Below are 15,185 nucleotides of genomic sequence, written 5' to 3'. Positions count from 1 at the left end.
CCCGGCTACAGTCCCTCGAAGGTCTCGTCACGCCAGCGGCAAATCTCCATCGCATTTGCCCTGCCGCCGCGCGGTCCGTGGATGGTCACGGAGCGGGAGGCTGCGGCGACGGCGAAATCCATCGCTTCAGCGAAGGGGTGATCCTGCGCGAGGCACCAGGTCAGCGTGCCGCCGAAGGTGTCACCGGCGCCGGTTACGTCAACCACGTTGACAGGGTAGCCGGGCGTACGCAAAAGCGTCTCGCCATTGCTGGCCTCAGCGCCGTCAGCCGCCAGCGTGCGCACCACCCAGCCGATTGCATGGTCACGCATCCAGTCGCCGATGCGGCTGAGATCGTCATGGCCGAAGGCGGTGCGGAAACCGACCTGGTTGAAGATGACGACGGCCGCACCTGTCAGGTAGGGCATGTCTTCGACCGTACAACCGCCGACGTCCAGGTCGAAAATGGCGCGCCGGCCGTGGCGGTGAATGTCTGACAGAAGGTCGGCCTGCTTGAGCACCCCCTCTTCCGCTTGCGCATGCAGGCGCCGGGCGCGGTAGAGCGTCGTGTAAAGGAAACCCGGCTGGCGCAGCGCCGCAAGCGTGTCGGGCGCCAGCCACATGGGCTGCTCACCCATCTCGACGGTAAGCACGACATGCTCGCCGTCGACGAGGAAGATCAGGTTGCGCGATTCCGCGATGGCTGGGTCGGTCAGCATATGTTCGATGCCGACGCCATTGTCCTGAAGATCGGCAATGAGCCGGTGCGACAGCGGGCTGTCGTTGAGCAGTGAAATGAACTCAGTGTCGCCGCCGAGTGCCGCATGCACGACGGCGGCATTGGCGATGGAGCCACCAATCTCGGCGGGCAGTTCGGTGACCATGCCCTTGTCAGCGCGGCCGGGCCAGCGATTGGCGGTGTAATATTCGTCGAGCGCCACGTCGCCGATGAAGAAGGCTGTCATGCGCCCGGTCCTTCCGGCGCTTCGGCCTCTACCATCCTCGGCCCACCAGCAACCGGCACCCAGGGGCTTTCGCCGAGCCCACAGATCGCCATCCAGTAGTAGGACGTCGGGCCGGACACGCCCCGGCAGGCATCGTGCCAGACGCCGCGATGCATCACCACAGCGTGGCCCGGCGCAATCACGAATGCTTCAATGCCCTCGCGATGCGGCGCTTCACCATCCGACGCGGGGGCGACGGCGAGAACGATGGGAAGTGCAGCACAGAAGAGCGCCTCCTCGGTGCCCAAATGGCGCTCCATGGCTGTGCAGGACCACGGCGCACCGCCGCCGCGTGTGATGCCGAGATGGCCGGAACCCTCGATCAGCGGCGTCCTGGTGAAGCCGTCGCGCCAGCCATCACCGGCGGTCCAGATCGCCTTGGGATCGGCATCGTCGGTTAGGTCGTAGACCGTGCCGAAGCGCGCGAAATTCTCGGACGTAACCGGCCGGGCGATGATGGCATCCGTAGAGTTCATGCAGCGCTCCTTGCGGCGCGCACGGCGCGCATCAACCGGGCTACATGGCTTGACTCGACGCGGCCGGTATCCTTGTGGTCGTGCTTGAACCAGCTGCCCACGACCGCACCATCGGCTTCCGCCAACTGTTCGGCAGCATTGTTTTCGGTTAGACCGGCGCCAATCAACAGTGGCACGCTGCCGCCGGTGGCACTGCGAAAGCGTGCCACCTTGTCCATGTCGGTCGGCTGGCCAGTGGCGTCCGAGGTCACCACGAGGCCGTCGCAGCGCGCCGCGCCGATACGCACGTCCTCCGCCTCGGGCCGGCCGGAAAGGATAGGCTGGTACTTGAAGCGCACGCCACCGAGAAGCAGCGCGGGAACGCTTGTCCGACGGGCGGCGAGATCGGCGGCAAAGGGCGCGTCGGCTTCCGTCGGCAGATGGCCAGCGACAGAATCGACCTGGATGAAAGCGACCGGATAGCGCTTGGCGAGCGCGAAGGCGCGTATGTTGTCCCGCAGCACATTGACGCCGATCTTCGTGCCGAGGTCGACGCCGAACAGCCGTTCCAGCACGCGCTCGACATCTTCGGCATCGCCGAAATAGTTCTCGACCACCAGCCCGTCGACACCTTCGCCGGCCATGATGCGGGCCTCTTCCTCGGCCTGGGCGAGTTTCGCCTCAGGGCCGTCTCCGGCCAGGTGCAGCATGCCGAGGATCGGTTTGGGGGTGGTAAAAGTCTCGCCGAAGCGGCTCATAGTCTTGTTCTCCTGCGTCGCGCTGCTCTCAGGCAGGCGCGGTATCGCGTCCCCAGCGGGTTGCGAATTTCATCTGGACCGCCGGCGAGTAGACGATCGACGTGCGTTCAACCAACCGGTCGTCGGCGTCGAGCACATCCCCGCTGGCGCAAAGATAGCCCGGCACCTCGGGTGCCGGGGCAAAGACCTCCCGGAGGCGATCAGACGGCGGCACGACGGTCAGCAGCAGTTCGGAACGCAGGGGATGGCGGTCATAGTCGCGGCGCAAAACCTCATAGAGCGATTGCGCCGCGAAATCGTTGCGGTCGATGCCGGGATAAAGAGCAAGGTCGAGCTGCGACGTGTCGACGTTCAGCCAGTTGATCGTCTCGCCATTGGCAAGGCCGCGGGCGCGGACCAAAAGCAGTTCGCCGTTTTCCACCCGGTGTTCCAGCACCCGCGTTACCGGGCGCTGGCCCTGCCGGCGTGCCAGTTCAGTGAAGCTGCCGAAGTTCCAGATATTGTGGCTGATCGGCCGGTGCGACACGATGGTGCCGCGACCGCGAACCTGCTGGACCAATCCTTCCGACACCAGCAGCGCCATCGCATTACGCACCGTGGTCCGGGCGATGGCGAACTGGTCGCGCAGCTGGTTTTCCGAAGGGATGGCTTCCCCCTCGGAAAAATCACCGCTCAGGATCGCGGCGCGCAGCGCCCGGTAAAGCTGCCGGTAGAGCTGCTCGCTCGAATAGGGATCGAGAAGTAACCGGGACAATCTGTCGTCGGTGCGTTCGTCCGCCACGATGGGGGCGTCTGGCATGAAGGGATGGGTCAAGACAGGCTCCGGCTCGGTTCCGTTACTTGGTGGTGCCGTTTATCTTGAACTCTTCGACGCCGGCCTGTTTCAAGCCGTAGCGGTCGAGGATCTGTGTATAAGTGCCGTCGGCCTTCATGGCATTGAGCGCTGCCAGCACGGCATCGCGCAGATCCCCGTTCGCCTTGGCGAATGCGATGCCGTAATGATTGACCTCGCCCACCTCGCCGATCTGGTAGAACTTGCCCGGATCCTGCTTCATCAGGTCGAGAAGCCCTTCGAGGCCGATCACCGATGCCTGTGCGCGGCCCTGGCGGATCTGCATGATGTGCTCGGCCTGGGTCGGGATCTGAATGACGGTGATCAGCTTGTCGGCCGGGCAGATGGATTTGCCGAGCTCTTCCGCCCAGGTGACCCAGCTCGTTCCCGTCGCAACCGCTACAGTCTTGCCGCAAAGGTCGGCCTCGGCCTTGATGTCGGCCTGATGATCGACGGACGAGTAGAACACGTTGCCGGTCTTGAAATAATCGATGAAATCGAGCTGCGTCTGGCGCTCGACCTTGTCGGAGAACGCGGTCATGATCAGGTCGGAGCGTCCGGTGACGACCTGCGGGATCAGCTGCGGGAATTCGACATTCTGGAATTCCGCGGCAAGGCCGAGGCGTTCGGCGATGGCCTTGGCGAGGTCGATGTCAAAGCCTTTCAGCTCCGTCGAACCCGCATCGCTGAACTCCATCGGCGGATAAGCGAGGCTGATCGTGACGTTCAGCTTGCCGGTGGTGCGCACGGCTTCCGGCACGGCGGCAGCCAGCTTCTCGTCGGCGGCGGCGTGGGCCGCGCCACTTGCGGCAAGGCTGAGGAACGTGGCGGAGGCGAGCGCCAGAGCCATCGGTAGCGGTCGTTTCATTTTCTCTTCTCCCATTGAGCTGTGAATGTCAGGCCAGCACGCGGCTGAGGAAGCTGCGTACGCGCGGATCGGCAGGATTGCTGAGGACCTGCCCCGGAGCCCCGGTTTCGCGAATTTCTCCGTCGATCATCACCACGACGCGGTCGGCCACCTCGCGGGCGAAGCCGATCTCGTGGGTGACGACAATCATGGTAGTGCCGCCGCGTGCCAGGTTGCGCATCACCTCTAGCACCTCGCCGACGAGTTCCGGGTCAAGTGCGCTGGTCGGTTCGTCGAACAGCATCACGCGCGGCTCCATTGCCAGCGAGCGGGCGATCGCCACGCGCTGCTTCTGGCCGCCGGAAAGCTGCGAGGGATAGCTCGACGCCTTGCCGGCCATGCCGACCTGCTCGAGCAAGTCCATGGCGTGGGCCTCAGCTTTGGCGCGGCTGAGGCCGCGCACGACCATCGGCCCCTCGATGACATTGCCGAGCACTGTGCGGTGGGCGAACAGGTTGAAATGCTGAAACACCATGCCGAGCTGGCTCTGCTGGGCGCGCAGCTTCTTGATCGGCAATTCCTGCAAGGCGCCGCGGCTAAGTTCGTAGCCCATGATGGCGCCGTCGACCCAGACATAGCCACCGTTCGGCGTTTCCAGATGGTTGATGCAGCGCAAGAAGGTGCTCTTGCCACTGCCCGAAGGGCCGAGGATGCAGAGCACCTCGCCATAAGCGACTTCCAGGTCGAGGCCCTTCAGGACTTCGTGATTGCCAAAACTCTTGCGGATGCCGACCGCCTTGATCGCGAGATTCATGCTTCACCCTCGACGGCGGGGCGCCGCGCCCAACCCCTGAACCAGCGCCTCTCGCTGGTTGCAGTTGCAGCGTCGCGGCCGAAATGGCGTTCGAGATAGTATTGGCCGATCGAGAGTATCGTGGTGCCGGCCAGGTACCAGACGGCACAGACGAACAGCAGCTCGATGACCGCGCCGTTGATGAAATAGATGCGCTGCGCGGCGTTCAGCATTTCGCCCATGGCGATGGTGGCGGCGAGCGAGGAAAACTTCAGCATGCCGATGGCGCTGTTGCCGAGAACCGGCAGGATCAGCCGCAAGGTCTGCGGCAGGATGATGCGGCGCATCGTTTGGCCAGGTGTCATGCCGAGCGTATGGGCCGCTTCCTTCTGGCCGCTGTCGACGGAGCCGATGCCACCGCGCACCACTTCCGTCAGATAGGAACCTTCGTTGACGCCGAGGCCGAGGACGGCGGCGACGAAGGGCGTCACCACATCGACCATGCGCTCATCGACGAGGCCCGGAATGTAGAGGCGCGGAAAGACGAGCGCGATGTTGAACCAGATGAGAAGCTGCAACAGCACAGGGGTGCCACGGAAAATCCAGACGTAGAGCCAAGCGGCAAATCGCAGGATCGGGTTTTCCGAGAGCCGCATGATGCCGAAGGCGAAGCCAAGCGCCACGCCGAGAACCAGGGCGCAGGCCGAGATCAGCAACGTCCAGCCAAAGCCGGTGATGATGACGCCGGCCGTCAGGAATTGACCGACCACGAGCCATTGGATCTGCCCAACTGCAAAGGCATGGCCGATCAGGGCGAGCAGCAGGACGACGATGCCACCGCTGATCCAGCGGCCGGGATGACGCAAATGTCGAACGGCGACGTCCCGCCCCGGCAGGTCGGCTAGGGACAACGCGGCGATCGAAGGGGAAGATGGTTGAGGCATGACGTCCACTTGTAGGGTTAGGCCTACAACTTAATATGGATGCTCTTAGATAGAGTCAAGCCGGCCTCGGCTACAAACTTTTCGGTACAGACGGTCGGCGAGAGATTCTCCATTTTCGAAGACGTCTCGTGTTCAAAGGCCGTCATTTCGATCAATCGGCAGTTCCTGGCCCTGCGCGCTGGCGCTCCGGTGCTAGGATGTCGCCCGTCAGACGTCGCGAACTGGAACACTCGCCTGAGGTAGCTCTTTTAGGGTCACGCTGGACGGAGAGCTTTCAGTGCGGCCCGATGCAATTCCTCGTTTGCCGCCATAAGCACGGTGTCGTAGCGCGACGCATCACCGAGCTGCCGTCCATCCCAGTCGGTCACGATGCCCCCTGCAGCCTGCACGATAGGCATTTGCGGCAGGATATCGTAGTCGAAGACGTTGCTTTCGACGAGAAGATCGATCCCGCCAAGTGCCAGGAGCCCGGCGGCGTAACAGTCATGCGAGAAGCGGGTGAATCGGACCTTTGCGGCCAGGGCGGAGAACCGGTCATGTCGAGATGGGTCGAACTGTTCGAGCGCCGATGTGTAGAGGATCGCTTCGTCGAGCGCTGTCGTGCCGCTGGTGTGTATCGGCTCGCCGTTGAGGGTCGCGCCGGAGCCTGTGCCGAACCAGCGTTCGCCCGTGATCGGCTGGTTGATCAGGCCGATCACCGGCTTGCCCCGGTGGACAAGCGCGATCTGGGTGCCGAAGGCAAGCGAGCCAGAAACGAAGGATTTGGTGCCGTCGATGGGGTCGAGCACCCAGATCCATTTGGCGTCGGTTCGGCAGGCACCGAATTCCTCGCCCCTTATGCCATGGTCGGGAAACTGCGCCTCGATCATCTGCCGCATCGTGGCTTCCGCGTCCCGGTCAGCAACGGTGACGGGGCTGGCGTCGGCCTTGGTGTCGATGGCAAGGCGTTTTCGGAAATGGGGGCGGATCACGTCGGCGGCTGCATCGGCCATCGCATGGGCTAGTGCCAGATAGGCAGGCTCGTGGGTCATCCTTGCGTCCTTTCAGCTTCGGTAGCGATGGCGTCGAGCAAGGCCCGAACGGTTTCGACCTGCCTGCGAGCGGCATCGGCTTCCTGCAGGAGGCGCGTGCTCAGATCGCCTGAGCCGACATGCGTGAAACTGGCGGATCGGGCGGCGATGAAGGGGTCGGCCTCCTCCGCGGGAAAGCGCAAGGCAGGCGCGAAATAGCCCTCCTCCTCCTCCAACCCAAACGCTAGGACCTGCGGCCGGTCCTCGCCCAGAAGCAGCAACTCCACAAACATTGCATGCATCGGCAGGTGGCCCTTGCCGGACTGGCACGCGGCATGCGCCCAGCCGCCGCGGTCCGGCTGGACGAGACAATCCTTGACGTGCACCTCGCTCACATAGGGCGCCTGGTCCACGAGCGCGGCCAATGGCGGCTCATAAGCATTTATCATGTTGCCGAAATCGAACAGCAGGCTGAGGCGCGGGTTGGCGACGGCCTTCAGGATACGGATCAGTTCTTCGGATTTCAGATCCTCGTGCTGTTCGAGTGTGAAGCGCAGGTGCCCGTCGGGATCCAATGCCGTCAGCTGCCGCAGATCGGCGGTCGTGCGTTCAATGATGTCGGAAACGCGCCCCTCGTAGCGCGGATAGCAGCGCAGCGAAGTGGCGCCGGTGGCGTGCGCGATGCGCACCGCGTTCGCGAGGCCTGTCACTTCCGTCGTACTTGTCTCGACATGCAGCTCCAGCCCGAGACCCTTCATCGCCGCGCCGTATGTGTGTAGCGCTTCTTCGGACATGCGGCTCAGGCTTGCCTGCTCGCCATCCTCGACATGGATCTTGAGACCGGCGAGTTTTTGCGCCCTGGCGAATTCAGCCATGCGCAACGGCGGCATCCCGCCGAAGCGCATATTGAGGTGGAAGGCATAGGCATGGGCGAACAGCGGCGCGCTCCGCGCCCGCTGCGCCAGTCTGGTGCGGAAGGGAGCGGCCAGCGCGGCAATTCTTGCCCGCCAATCGGGGACTGCTAGGGCAGTCCAGGACATCTCGGTCAATCGGCCGGCTCCTTCACTGGGCGTCGGTTCGGGTGGGAGGTCAGGCAGCGAGAACCAAAAGGTCGCGATGGGACACGCTGACCTCGACCGGCGTGCCTAACGAGGGCGGCGGCCGGTCAGGCTGGTTGAACGTATCGAGCGAGAGGTGGCCCCCTTCGACCGCGACGCGGATTCGGATCACCGAGCCAAGGAAATGCACGTCGGCGATCCGGCCGGCAAGCACGACATGGTCTCCATCGCTGCGCCCCAGCGTGACGATCTCAGGACGAGCCGCCAGGGAGATGCGTTCGCCGGTGCGGCCGGGTAGCGGCCGGTTCAGCGACACGGGCACCTCGCCTAGCAGCACCTTGCCGGCGGCGGCGTCCACGACGTTGGCCTCGAGCAGGTTCAAAGTGCCAACGAACTGCGCGACGAAGCGTGTGGTCGGCCGGTTGTAGATCTCGAACGGCGTGGCGACCTGGTCGGCGATGCCCTGGTGCATGACCACCACCCGGTCCGACATGGAGAGTGCCTCCTCCTGATCGTGCGTCACGAAGATCGTGGTGATGCCGAGGTCACGCTGGATGCGGCGGATTTCCTCACGCAGGCTGATGCGGATTTTGGCGTCGAGCGCCGAAAGCGGCTCGTCGAGCAACAGCACCTGTGGACGAGGTGCGAGCGCTCGGGCCAGCGCCACGCGCTGCTGCTGGCCGCCAGACAGCTGGAACGGATAGCGGCTGCCCAACTGCCGCAGGCCGATCAACTCGAGCATCTCGCCGACCCGGCTGCGTATCGCGACCTTACCCTCACCCGCCACCTTGAGGCCAAAGCCGATGTTTTCTTCCACCGTCAAGTTGGGAAAGAGCGCATAGGCCTGGAACACCATGCCGATGTTGCGGCGGTTGGCGGGCAGGCAGGTCATGTCTTGCCCGTCGATGCGGATGGCGCCGGATGTCGGTGTCTCGAAGCCGGCGACCATGCGCAGCACCGTCGTCTTGCCGCAGCCGGAGGGGCCGAGGAAGGAGACGAATTCGCCCTTTTCGACGCCGAGATTGAAATCCTTGACCACGTGCATCGCGCCGAAGGACTTTTCCAGATGCTGGATGTCGAGGAAGGCCATAATCAGCGCCTCACGGTGGAGAATTTGGAAAAGCTGGTGAAAAGCTGGATCAGCCCCATGCATGCCCAGGTGATGGCAAACGCGATGACGGCAAGTGCCGAGGGTTCGTAGGCCCTGTTGCCGCCCATCCAGACCATGTAGGGGCCGAAGGAGTCGACGTTCAGCAGCGCAGCGAAAACGTATTCGCCGATGACGATCGCAAAGGTCAGGAAGGCCCCTGACAGCACAGAGACGAAGACGTTCGGCAGGATGACGACGGTCAGAATGCGCGCCCAGCCGGCCCCGAGCGATTGGGCCGCTTCGGTTAGGCTGGCGATGTCGATGGTGCGCAGGCCGGTATCCACCGAACGGTACATGTAGGGCAACGACAGCATCACATAGCCAAACAGCAGCAGGATGTTGGTGCCCCACCAGCTTCCCGTCAGCGGCAGGATGGAAGAGGTGTTGTAGATGCGGATGTAGCCGAAGACGATGACGATGGGCGGGATGACCAGCGGCAGCAGCGTGATGAACTCAATGACCGGCCGGAGGCCGGGAAAACGCAGCCGCACGAAGTAGGCGGTCGGCACGACGATCAGGATGCCGAGGACGATGGTCAATAAGGCAAGGACAACCGAATAGCCGAAGGTCTGCTGGAACTGCGGATCGGCAAGCACGACGCGGTAGGCCTCGAAGGAATAGGCGCCGCGCTGCATGCGCATCGAGAAATCGAACATGCCGACGAGCGGAAGCAGAAAATAGAGTCCGCCGAACGCAACGGCGAGCCAGGACCAGAAGCGCTTTCCCGTCATTTGACCCACCTTTCGGCGCGCATGCGCAGGAGGATGTAGATGCCGTTGGCAATGGCGGTGAGCACTATCATCGCGAAGGCGATGGCGTAGCCGAGATGCGGATCGTTCAGCACATCACCGCGAATCTGCGCGAAGAGCACGATGGGCGCGATGGAAAGCGACGAGCCGGTGAGCGCGATGGCGGTCGCGACGGCCCCGAAGGCATTTGCGAAGAGCAGCGCCAGCGTGCCGAGCAATGACGGCCACAGCACCGGCAGCGCCACCAGGCGCCAGTATTGGAAACCGCTGGCCCCGAGGCTTTCGGCCGCCTCGCGCCATTCGCGCCTGAGCCCGTCCAGCGCCGGCGTGATGATCAGTACCATCAGCGGAATCTGGAAATAGAGATAGGTAAGCGCGAGGCCAAGGAAAGAGACGATGCTGAAGCCCGAGCCGTACAGGTTGATGCCGAACCAATGGCGCAGCAGCATCGTCACGAAGCCCAGACGGCCGAGCGTGGCGATGAAGGCGAAGGCGAGCGGCACGCCGGCGAAGTTGGAAGCAACACCGGAAAAGGTGAGGATGGCGTTGCGCAACGGGCGCGGCAGGTCACCGAGCGTGATGGCCGCGGCGATGAGGAAGCCGAAGATACAGCCGAGCACCGCCGTCAGCAGGCTGAGTTCGATCGAGATCCAGAAGGCCGACTGGATGGAGGGCGAGAAAAGCTTACCAAGATTTTCCAGCGTCGCCTGACCTTGCGCATTGCGGAAGGCGCCGACGACGATGTTGAGCGTTGGCAAGATGAGGAACAAAAGGGCGAAGAGGAAAAAGGGAGCGACCCCGAACCAGCTGAGAACCTGCCGTGGCCGCAAGGAGGCTGGCAGGGATACGGCGCTTGTCGTCATTGGATTGTTCCTGAAGGCGCTGCGGCCGGAGGCTCCGCGAGAGGGAGCCTCCGTACCGGACGCGGCCTATTTCACGTTGGCGCCGACCACCTTGTCCCAGCCTTCGACGATGGCGGTCTTGTTGGCGTCGAGCGCCTCGACAGTCGGGAAAATGGCCTTTTCATAGGCTTCGGCCGGCGGCAGCTTGTCGAGCAGGACCTGCGGGAACTTGCCGGCCTTCAGCATGGCGTTGAAACGCGCCGGATGGCAGTAGCCCTTCAGCCAGCCGGTCTGGCCTTCGTCGGAATAGAGATGTTCCATCCAGAGCTTTGCGGCATTCGGATGCGGCGCATAGGCCGAGATCGCCTGCACATAGACGCCGGCCACCACGCCGCTGGTCGGCACGACCACCTCCATCGGCGGATTGCCGTTGAGCGCGTCGCGCCAGGCCAAAAGGTTGTAATCCCACGCGGCGACGATCGGCGTCTGGCCCTGGGCGATGGTACCGGCTTTGCCCAGAACGGGCACGAAATTGCCGACCTTGTTCAGTTCGGCGAAGAGTTCCAGTCCCTTGGCACCGGAGTCCGTGCCAGGTTCGGCGCCGCGCGAAATGCCAGCCGACATCAGCGCTAGGATCGCCTGCGCCGAGGAACGAGGATCACCGGTAAGCGCCACCGCGCCGGAATATTCGGGCTTGGCAAGGTCCGACCACTCGGTTGGCGCGGTCGAAAGCAGGTCCTTGTTCACGCCGAAGGCCATGACGCCGTAATAGTCGCCGTACCAATAGCCGTTGGCGTCCTTGATGTTGTCAGGGATTTCGTCCCAGGTTGCCACCTTGTAGGGCTGGAGCAGGCCTTCCTTGGCCGCCGCCGGGGCGAAAGCGAGGCCGAGGTCGACGACGTCGGGGGCCTGCGAACCCATATTGCCCTTGTTGGCGCGGATCGCCTCCAGCTCGTCGGCCGTTCCCGCGTCAGGGTTCAGCTCGTTGACCTCGATGCCGGTGTACTTGGCCTTGAAGTTGGCGATGACCTCACCGTAATTGCACCAGTCATGCGGCAGCGCGATGACCGTCAGCATGCCTTCCTTGGTAGCGGCATCCACGAGGTCCTGCGACGGCTCGGCGCTCGCCAGGCCCGGCAAGGCGACGACAAGGGCAAGCGTCGAGACGAATGCGCGGCTGGCCGCGCTAGATACGAAGCGGTTCATGGAATCCTCCTATTGGCCGTCTTCGACGGCGCGTGGGCAATGGCTGCTTTGGTCCTTGCATCCGGTCGTCGGCTTCTCCGCCCGGCCCGGTTCCCCTTGCACCTGTCTGCGTCCTGGGGCTGCATCGGTGCTTTTTCGTGTAGGGACAGCATGTAACAATTGGACAACAATCAAACGTCCATTATCGTGCATTTAACTGTACCAATTTTTCCGAAGGCACGCCCTTGGCCAAGCAGTTCGAAGGCCCAATCCTGCCCTTCCTCCGCCTCGACGCAGCAGCGGCGCTGTCGAAATTCCGCCAGGTCCAGGACCAGTTGCGCATGGCGATCCTGCGCGGCCATCTCAGGGCGGGCACACGCCTGCCGGCAAGCCGTGTCCTCGCGCAGGAGCTTGGCCTGTCGCGCCAGACACTGGTGCGGGTCCTGGAGAACCTGAAGGCGGAAGGCTTCCTCGAGGCGCGTCAGGGCGCAGGCACCTTCGTTTCCGCAGCCCTGCCCCCTCAATCGCCGAAACCGCGCTTCGCGCCGGCCGAAGGTGATGCGCCGCCACGGCTGTCGCGGATCGGCGCCCTGTCGCGCAGCGTCTCGGCCGAAATCGGCCAGATGGAACAGAAGCCTTTCTTGCCCAACCAGCCGGCACTCGACCGGTTTCCCTTCGCCGTCTGGCGCAAATGCTGGAATGCGGTGACGCGCGGCGGCAGGGCCGCGATGGGCTATGGCGATGTCGCGGGCGAATTGATGCTGCGCCAGAGGATCGCTGAATATCTCGCCCTGCACCGGCGCGACTCCTGCGATCCGGAACAGATCGTCATCACGCCTGGCGGACATGCCGCTTTCACGCTCGCAGCCTTGGCGCTTGCCGATCCCGGCGACGGCATCTGGTTCGAGGATCCCGGCCCCGTCACCACAAGCAACTTGTTCCGCACGCTCGGGCTGCGTCTGTGCCCCGTGGAAGTCGATTCCGACGGCATGGATGTGGCTGGCGCCGTGGCGCGCCATCCCGATGCGCGGCTTGCCTTCGTCATGCCCTCGCGCCACCACCCGCTCGGCGTGACGCTCTCACTGCCGCGCCGGCTTGCCCTCCTCGAATGGGCGCGGGTGAACGATACCTGGATCATCGAGGACGATTACGACAGCGAATTCCGTTACGACGGAGCACCCCTGCCCTCCATGCGCTCGGTCGACAGTCATGGCCGGGTCATCTATGCGGGCAGCTTCAGCAAGGCGCTGTATCCGGGTATCCGCGTCGGCTATCTCGTCCTGCCGCCGCAGCTCGTCGGCGCCTTTCGCAATCTTTCTGCCCTGATCCATCGCAGCGTGCCGGTGGAAACCCAACTCGCCCTTGCCGAATTCATCGGCGGCGGCCATTTCGCCAGCCACCTCAGGCGCATGCGCAGCCTCTATGCCGAACGCCGCGAGATATTCCAGCAAGCCGGACGGATAGCCCTTGGCGGGCTTGCGCGCGTCGATTGCTCCGAAAGCGGGCTCAACGCGCTCGCCTGGCTGGAAGACGGCCGCGACGACCGGACAGCGCATCGCGCCGCGCGCGATGCCGGGCTGCAATGCTATCCCCTATCCGACTATGCGATCGTCACACCCGGCCCCGGCGCACTTATCCTCGGCTATGCCGGCGTGCCCACGGAGCGGATGACGCCCTATCTCAGCCGTCTCGCGGAAGCACTCTCCCGGCAGTGAGGCTGGTCCTGCGACTTTTCCGGGAAGCCAGCCGATCGGCCAGCAAGGCGGATCCGCAATTTGCGGAAAAGGGCTTCGATGAAGAGCGCCCAATCATGCGGCTCCTCGGGATCTTCGTGATCCCGGCGCGCGATGACGTAGCCCATGCCGCGCAACATCATCTGCCTCTTCCTATTGGCGCATTGCGCGCACCGGCGTGCCGCTGCGCTGCGTGACGCCGACGCCCGGTGCCATGCCGACCTCGGCATTGGATGCAGCCAGCAGCGGCTTGCCGCGCACGATGTCGGAGGCGCGCTCGGCCAGCATGATCGTCGGCGCGTTGAGATTGGCATTCGGCTCCGTCGGGAAGACGGAACTGTCGATGACCCGCAATCCCTCGATGCCGTGCACCTTGAGTTCGCTGTCCACCACCGCCATGGCATCCTCGCCCATGCGGCAGGAGCCACACGGGTGGTAGGTGCTTTCCATGGTCTCGCGCACCCACGCGTCGATCTCGTCATCGCTGCGCACGTTGGCGCCGGGCGCGATCTCCTCGCCGCGAAAGCGGTCAAAAGCGGGCTGGGCGATGATCTCGCGGGTCAGCCGCAGACAGCGGCGGAAACCCTCGCGATCCTCCTCGCGATCGAGGTAGTTGAACAGGATGTCCGGCTGCTCATGCGCTTCAGGCGAACGCAGACGCACATAGCCCCGGCTCTTCGGCTTGTTCGGCCCGGTCAGTACCATGAAGCCGTGGCCTTCGAGCGGCTTCTTGCCATCGTAGCGCATGGCTGCCGGCAGGAAATGGAACTGGATGTCCGGCCATGCGAGCGAGGCATCCGAGCGGATGAAACCGCCACTCTCGAAATGGTTGGAGACCGACAGTCCCTTCTTGAACAGCAGCCATTCCGCGCCGATCAGGGCGCGGCTCAACAGGCCCATCTTGCCGTTCAGCGTGATCGGTTCCTTGCAAGCGTACTGGATATAGACTTCGGAATGGTCCTGCAGGTTTTCGCCCACGCCCGGCAGATCGTGCAGCACCACGACATCGGCCTCGCGCAGCACGGCGGCCGGACCGATGCCGGAGCGTTGCAGCAGGTGCGGCGAGCCTATCGGTCCGGAGGAGATCAGCACCTCGCGGCTGGCCTTCGCCACGGTGCGCTCCCCGCCCAGTTCGTATTCGATGCCTGTGGCACGCTTGCCCTCCAAAAGCACGCGTCGCGTCATGGCATGGGTGATGACCGTGAGGTTCGGCCGGTTCATCGCCGGCTTGAGGTAGGCATTTGCCGTCGACCAGCGCACGCCGTCCTTGACGGTCATGTGCATGGGACCAAACCCTTCCTGCATATGGCCGTTCGGATCTTCGGTGGTAATGTAACCTGCCTCGCCGCCGGCATCAACAAAGGCCCGGTAAAGCGGGTTCTTCATCTTGTTGCCGGCGTTGGTGGCAAGCGGGCCGGAAGCGCCTCGATAGGCGTCGCCCCCGTCCTGCCAGCTTTCGGCGCGCTGGAAATAGGGCAGGCAATTGGCATAGCGCCAGCCGCGTGCGCCTCGCTCCTCCCATTCGTCGAAATCGCTGGCATGGCCGCGCATGTAGACGAGCCCGTTGATCGAGGACGAGCCGCCGATGACTTTCCCGCGTGGGCAATGCACCCGGCGACCGTCCAGGCCGGGTTCCGGCAAGGTCATGTATTTCCAGTTGTACTTGGCACCATTCATCGGAATGGACAGCGCCGTCGGCATCTGGATGAAGATCGACTTGTCGCTGCCGCCATATTCGACAACGAGGACCTTCGTGGCAGGGTCTTCCGAGAGCCGGTTGGCAAGCACGCAGCCCGCCGAGCCGGCGCCGATGATGATGTAGTCGTAGGTATCGGTCATGACGGTT

The 15,185-nt window shown here is 63.9% G+C and carries 15 protein-coding genes; 1 reads left to right on the top strand and 14 read right to left on the bottom strand.

All coding sequences use genetic code 11. The features are described from left to right. Nucleotides 1-5: 5 nt before the first annotated feature. The 13 genes from J1C56_RS16515 to J1C56_RS16455 form a co-directional block, all read right to left on the bottom strand. Nucleotides 6-944, bottom strand: coding sequence for a carbohydrate kinase family protein (locus J1C56_RS16515; RefSeq protein ID WP_214391137.1), 939 nt, complete (start codon nt 942-944; stop codon nt 6-8). Further along, the gene (locus J1C56_RS16510; protein WP_214391136.1) at nt 941-1,459 is read right to left on the bottom strand and encodes an ureidoglycolate lyase; all 519 of its coding nucleotides are present in this window, start codon (nt 1,457-1,459) and stop codon (nt 941-943) included. Before J1C56_RS16510 ends, J1C56_RS16515 begins: the two co-directional genes overlap by 4 nt. Then, complete coding sequence (locus tag J1C56_RS16505; protein WP_214391135.1) at nt 1,456-2,196, bottom strand: BtpA/SgcQ family protein; 741 nt, start codon at nt 2,194-2,196, stop codon at nt 1,456-1,458. Before J1C56_RS16505 ends, J1C56_RS16510 begins: the two co-directional genes overlap by 4 nt. Nucleotides 2,197-2,224: 28 nt before the next feature. Next, nucleotides 2,225-3,010 carry a GntR family transcriptional regulator gene (locus J1C56_RS16500; RefSeq protein WP_214391134.1) on the bottom strand — a complete coding sequence of 262 codons (786 nt, stop codon included), beginning with the start codon at nt 3,008-3,010 and terminating at the stop codon, nt 2,225-2,227. 22 nt (nt 3,011-3,032) lie between these two features. Further along, the gene (locus J1C56_RS16495) at nt 3,033-3,896 is read right to left on the bottom strand and encodes an ABC transporter substrate-binding protein (protein ID WP_214391133.1); all 864 of its coding nucleotides are present in this window, start codon (nt 3,894-3,896) and stop codon (nt 3,033-3,035) included. A 28-nt stretch (nt 3,897-3,924) separates the two neighbouring features. Continuing rightward, complete coding sequence (locus J1C56_RS16490; RefSeq protein ID WP_214391132.1) at nt 3,925-4,689, bottom strand: amino acid ABC transporter ATP-binding protein; 765 nt, start codon at nt 4,687-4,689, stop codon at nt 3,925-3,927. Further along, entirely contained in the window at nt 4,686-5,612 is a 927-nt protein-coding gene (locus J1C56_RS16485; RefSeq protein WP_214391131.1) for an amino acid ABC transporter permease, read from the bottom strand. Before J1C56_RS16485 ends, J1C56_RS16490 begins: the two co-directional genes overlap by 4 nt. A 254-nt stretch (nt 5,613-5,866) precedes the next feature. Continuing rightward, on the bottom strand, nt 5,867-6,643 hold the full coding sequence (locus J1C56_RS16480; protein WP_214391130.1) for an inositol monophosphatase family protein: 777 nt from the start codon (nt 6,641-6,643) through the stop codon (nt 5,867-5,869). Beyond that, the gene (locus J1C56_RS16475) at nt 6,640-7,662 is read right to left on the bottom strand and encodes a sugar phosphate isomerase/epimerase family protein (RefSeq protein WP_246591518.1); all 1,023 of its coding nucleotides are present in this window, start codon (nt 7,660-7,662) and stop codon (nt 6,640-6,642) included. Before J1C56_RS16475 ends, J1C56_RS16480 begins: the two co-directional genes overlap by 4 nt. A 49-nt stretch (nt 7,663-7,711) precedes the next feature. Then, the gene (locus J1C56_RS16470; RefSeq protein ID WP_214391128.1) at nt 7,712-8,770 is read right to left on the bottom strand and encodes an ABC transporter ATP-binding protein; all 1,059 of its coding nucleotides are present in this window, start codon (nt 8,768-8,770) and stop codon (nt 7,712-7,714) included. Nucleotides 8,771-8,772: 2 nt separating this feature from the next. After that, nucleotides 8,773-9,561 carry an ABC transporter permease gene (locus tag J1C56_RS16465; protein ID WP_214391127.1) on the bottom strand — a complete coding sequence of 263 codons (789 nt, stop codon included), beginning with the start codon at nt 9,559-9,561 and terminating at the stop codon, nt 8,773-8,775. Continuing rightward, a complete protein-coding gene (locus tag J1C56_RS16460) occupies nt 9,558-10,442 on the bottom strand; it encodes an ABC transporter permease (protein ID WP_214391126.1) in 885 nt (294 codons plus the stop codon). Before J1C56_RS16460 ends, J1C56_RS16465 begins: the two co-directional genes overlap by 4 nt. Nucleotides 10,443-10,508: 66 nt before the next feature. Then, nucleotides 10,509-11,627: an ABC transporter substrate-binding protein gene (locus J1C56_RS16455; RefSeq protein WP_214391125.1), complete on the bottom strand. Its 1,119-nt coding sequence runs from the start codon at nt 11,625-11,627 to the stop codon at nt 10,509-10,511. 224 nt (nt 11,628-11,851) lie between these two features. On the opposite strand from J1C56_RS16455, the gene pdxR reads away from it, so the two are divergent. Next, nucleotides 11,852-13,321, top strand: a complete 1,470-nt coding sequence (gene pdxR / locus J1C56_RS16450; protein ID WP_214391124.1) for a MocR-like pyridoxine biosynthesis transcription factor PdxR — start codon at nt 11,852-11,854, stop codon at nt 13,319-13,321. A gap of 171 nt (nt 13,322-13,492) precedes the next feature. Here the strand turns inward: pdxR and betA are convergent, their stop codons facing one another. Then, nucleotides 13,493-15,178, bottom strand: coding sequence for a choline dehydrogenase (gene betA / locus J1C56_RS16445; RefSeq protein WP_214391123.1), 1,686 nt, complete (start codon nt 15,176-15,178; stop codon nt 13,493-13,495). Between the last annotated feature and the right edge of the window lie 7 nt (nt 15,179-15,185).

Source organism: Aminobacter anthyllidis (genome assembly GCF_018555685.1).
GTDB lineage: Bacteria > Pseudomonadota > Alphaproteobacteria > Rhizobiales > Rhizobiaceae > Aminobacter > Aminobacter anthyllidis.
Note: the sequence above shows the minus strand (reverse complement) of the source record. Positions and strands in the feature narration are given on the sequence as shown.

Bases quoted from the DNA above. Each gene is read 5' to 3' on its own strand.
- J1C56_RS16515 (WP_214391137.1), bottom strand. From the start codon at position 944: ATGACAGCCTTCTTCATCGGCGACGTGGCGCTCGACGAATATTACACC.
- J1C56_RS16510 (WP_214391136.1), bottom strand. From the start codon at position 1,459: ATGAACTCTACGGATGCCATCATCGCCCGGCCGGTTACGTCCGAGAAT.
- J1C56_RS16505 (WP_214391135.1), bottom strand. From the start codon at position 2,196: ATGAGCCGCTTCGGCGAGACTTTTACCACCCCCAAACCGATCCTCGGC.
- J1C56_RS16495 (WP_214391133.1), bottom strand. From the start codon at position 3,896: ATGAAACGACCGCTACCGATGGCTCTGGCGCTCGCCTCCGCCACGTTC.
- J1C56_RS16490 (WP_214391132.1), bottom strand. From the start codon at position 4,689: ATGAATCTCGCGATCAAGGCGGTCGGCATCCGCAAGAGTTTTGGCAAT.
- J1C56_RS16485 (WP_214391131.1), bottom strand. From the start codon at position 5,612: ATGCCTCAACCATCTTCCCCTTCGATCGCCGCGTTGTCCCTAGCCGAC.
- J1C56_RS16480 (WP_214391130.1), bottom strand. From the start codon at position 6,643: ATGACCCACGAGCCTGCCTATCTGGCACTAGCCCATGCGATGGCCGAT.
- J1C56_RS16475 (WP_246591518.1), bottom strand. From the start codon at position 7,662: ATGTCCTGGACTGCCCTAGCAGTCCCCGATTGGCGGGCAAGAATTGCC.
- J1C56_RS16470 (WP_214391128.1), bottom strand. From the start codon at position 8,770: ATGGCCTTCCTCGACATCCAGCATCTGGAAAAGTCCTTCGGCGCGATG.
- J1C56_RS16465 (WP_214391127.1), bottom strand. From the start codon at position 9,561: ATGACGGGAAAGCGCTTCTGGTCCTGGCTCGCCGTTGCGTTCGGCGGA.
- J1C56_RS16460 (WP_214391126.1), bottom strand. From the start codon at position 10,442: ATGACGACAAGCGCCGTATCCCTGCCAGCCTCCTTGCGGCCACGGCAG.
- J1C56_RS16455 (WP_214391125.1), bottom strand. From the start codon at position 11,627: ATGAACCGCTTCGTATCTAGCGCGGCCAGCCGCGCATTCGTCTCGACG.
- betA (WP_214391123.1), bottom strand. From the start codon at position 15,178: ATGACCGATACCTACGACTACATCATCATCGGCGCCGGCTCGGCGGGC.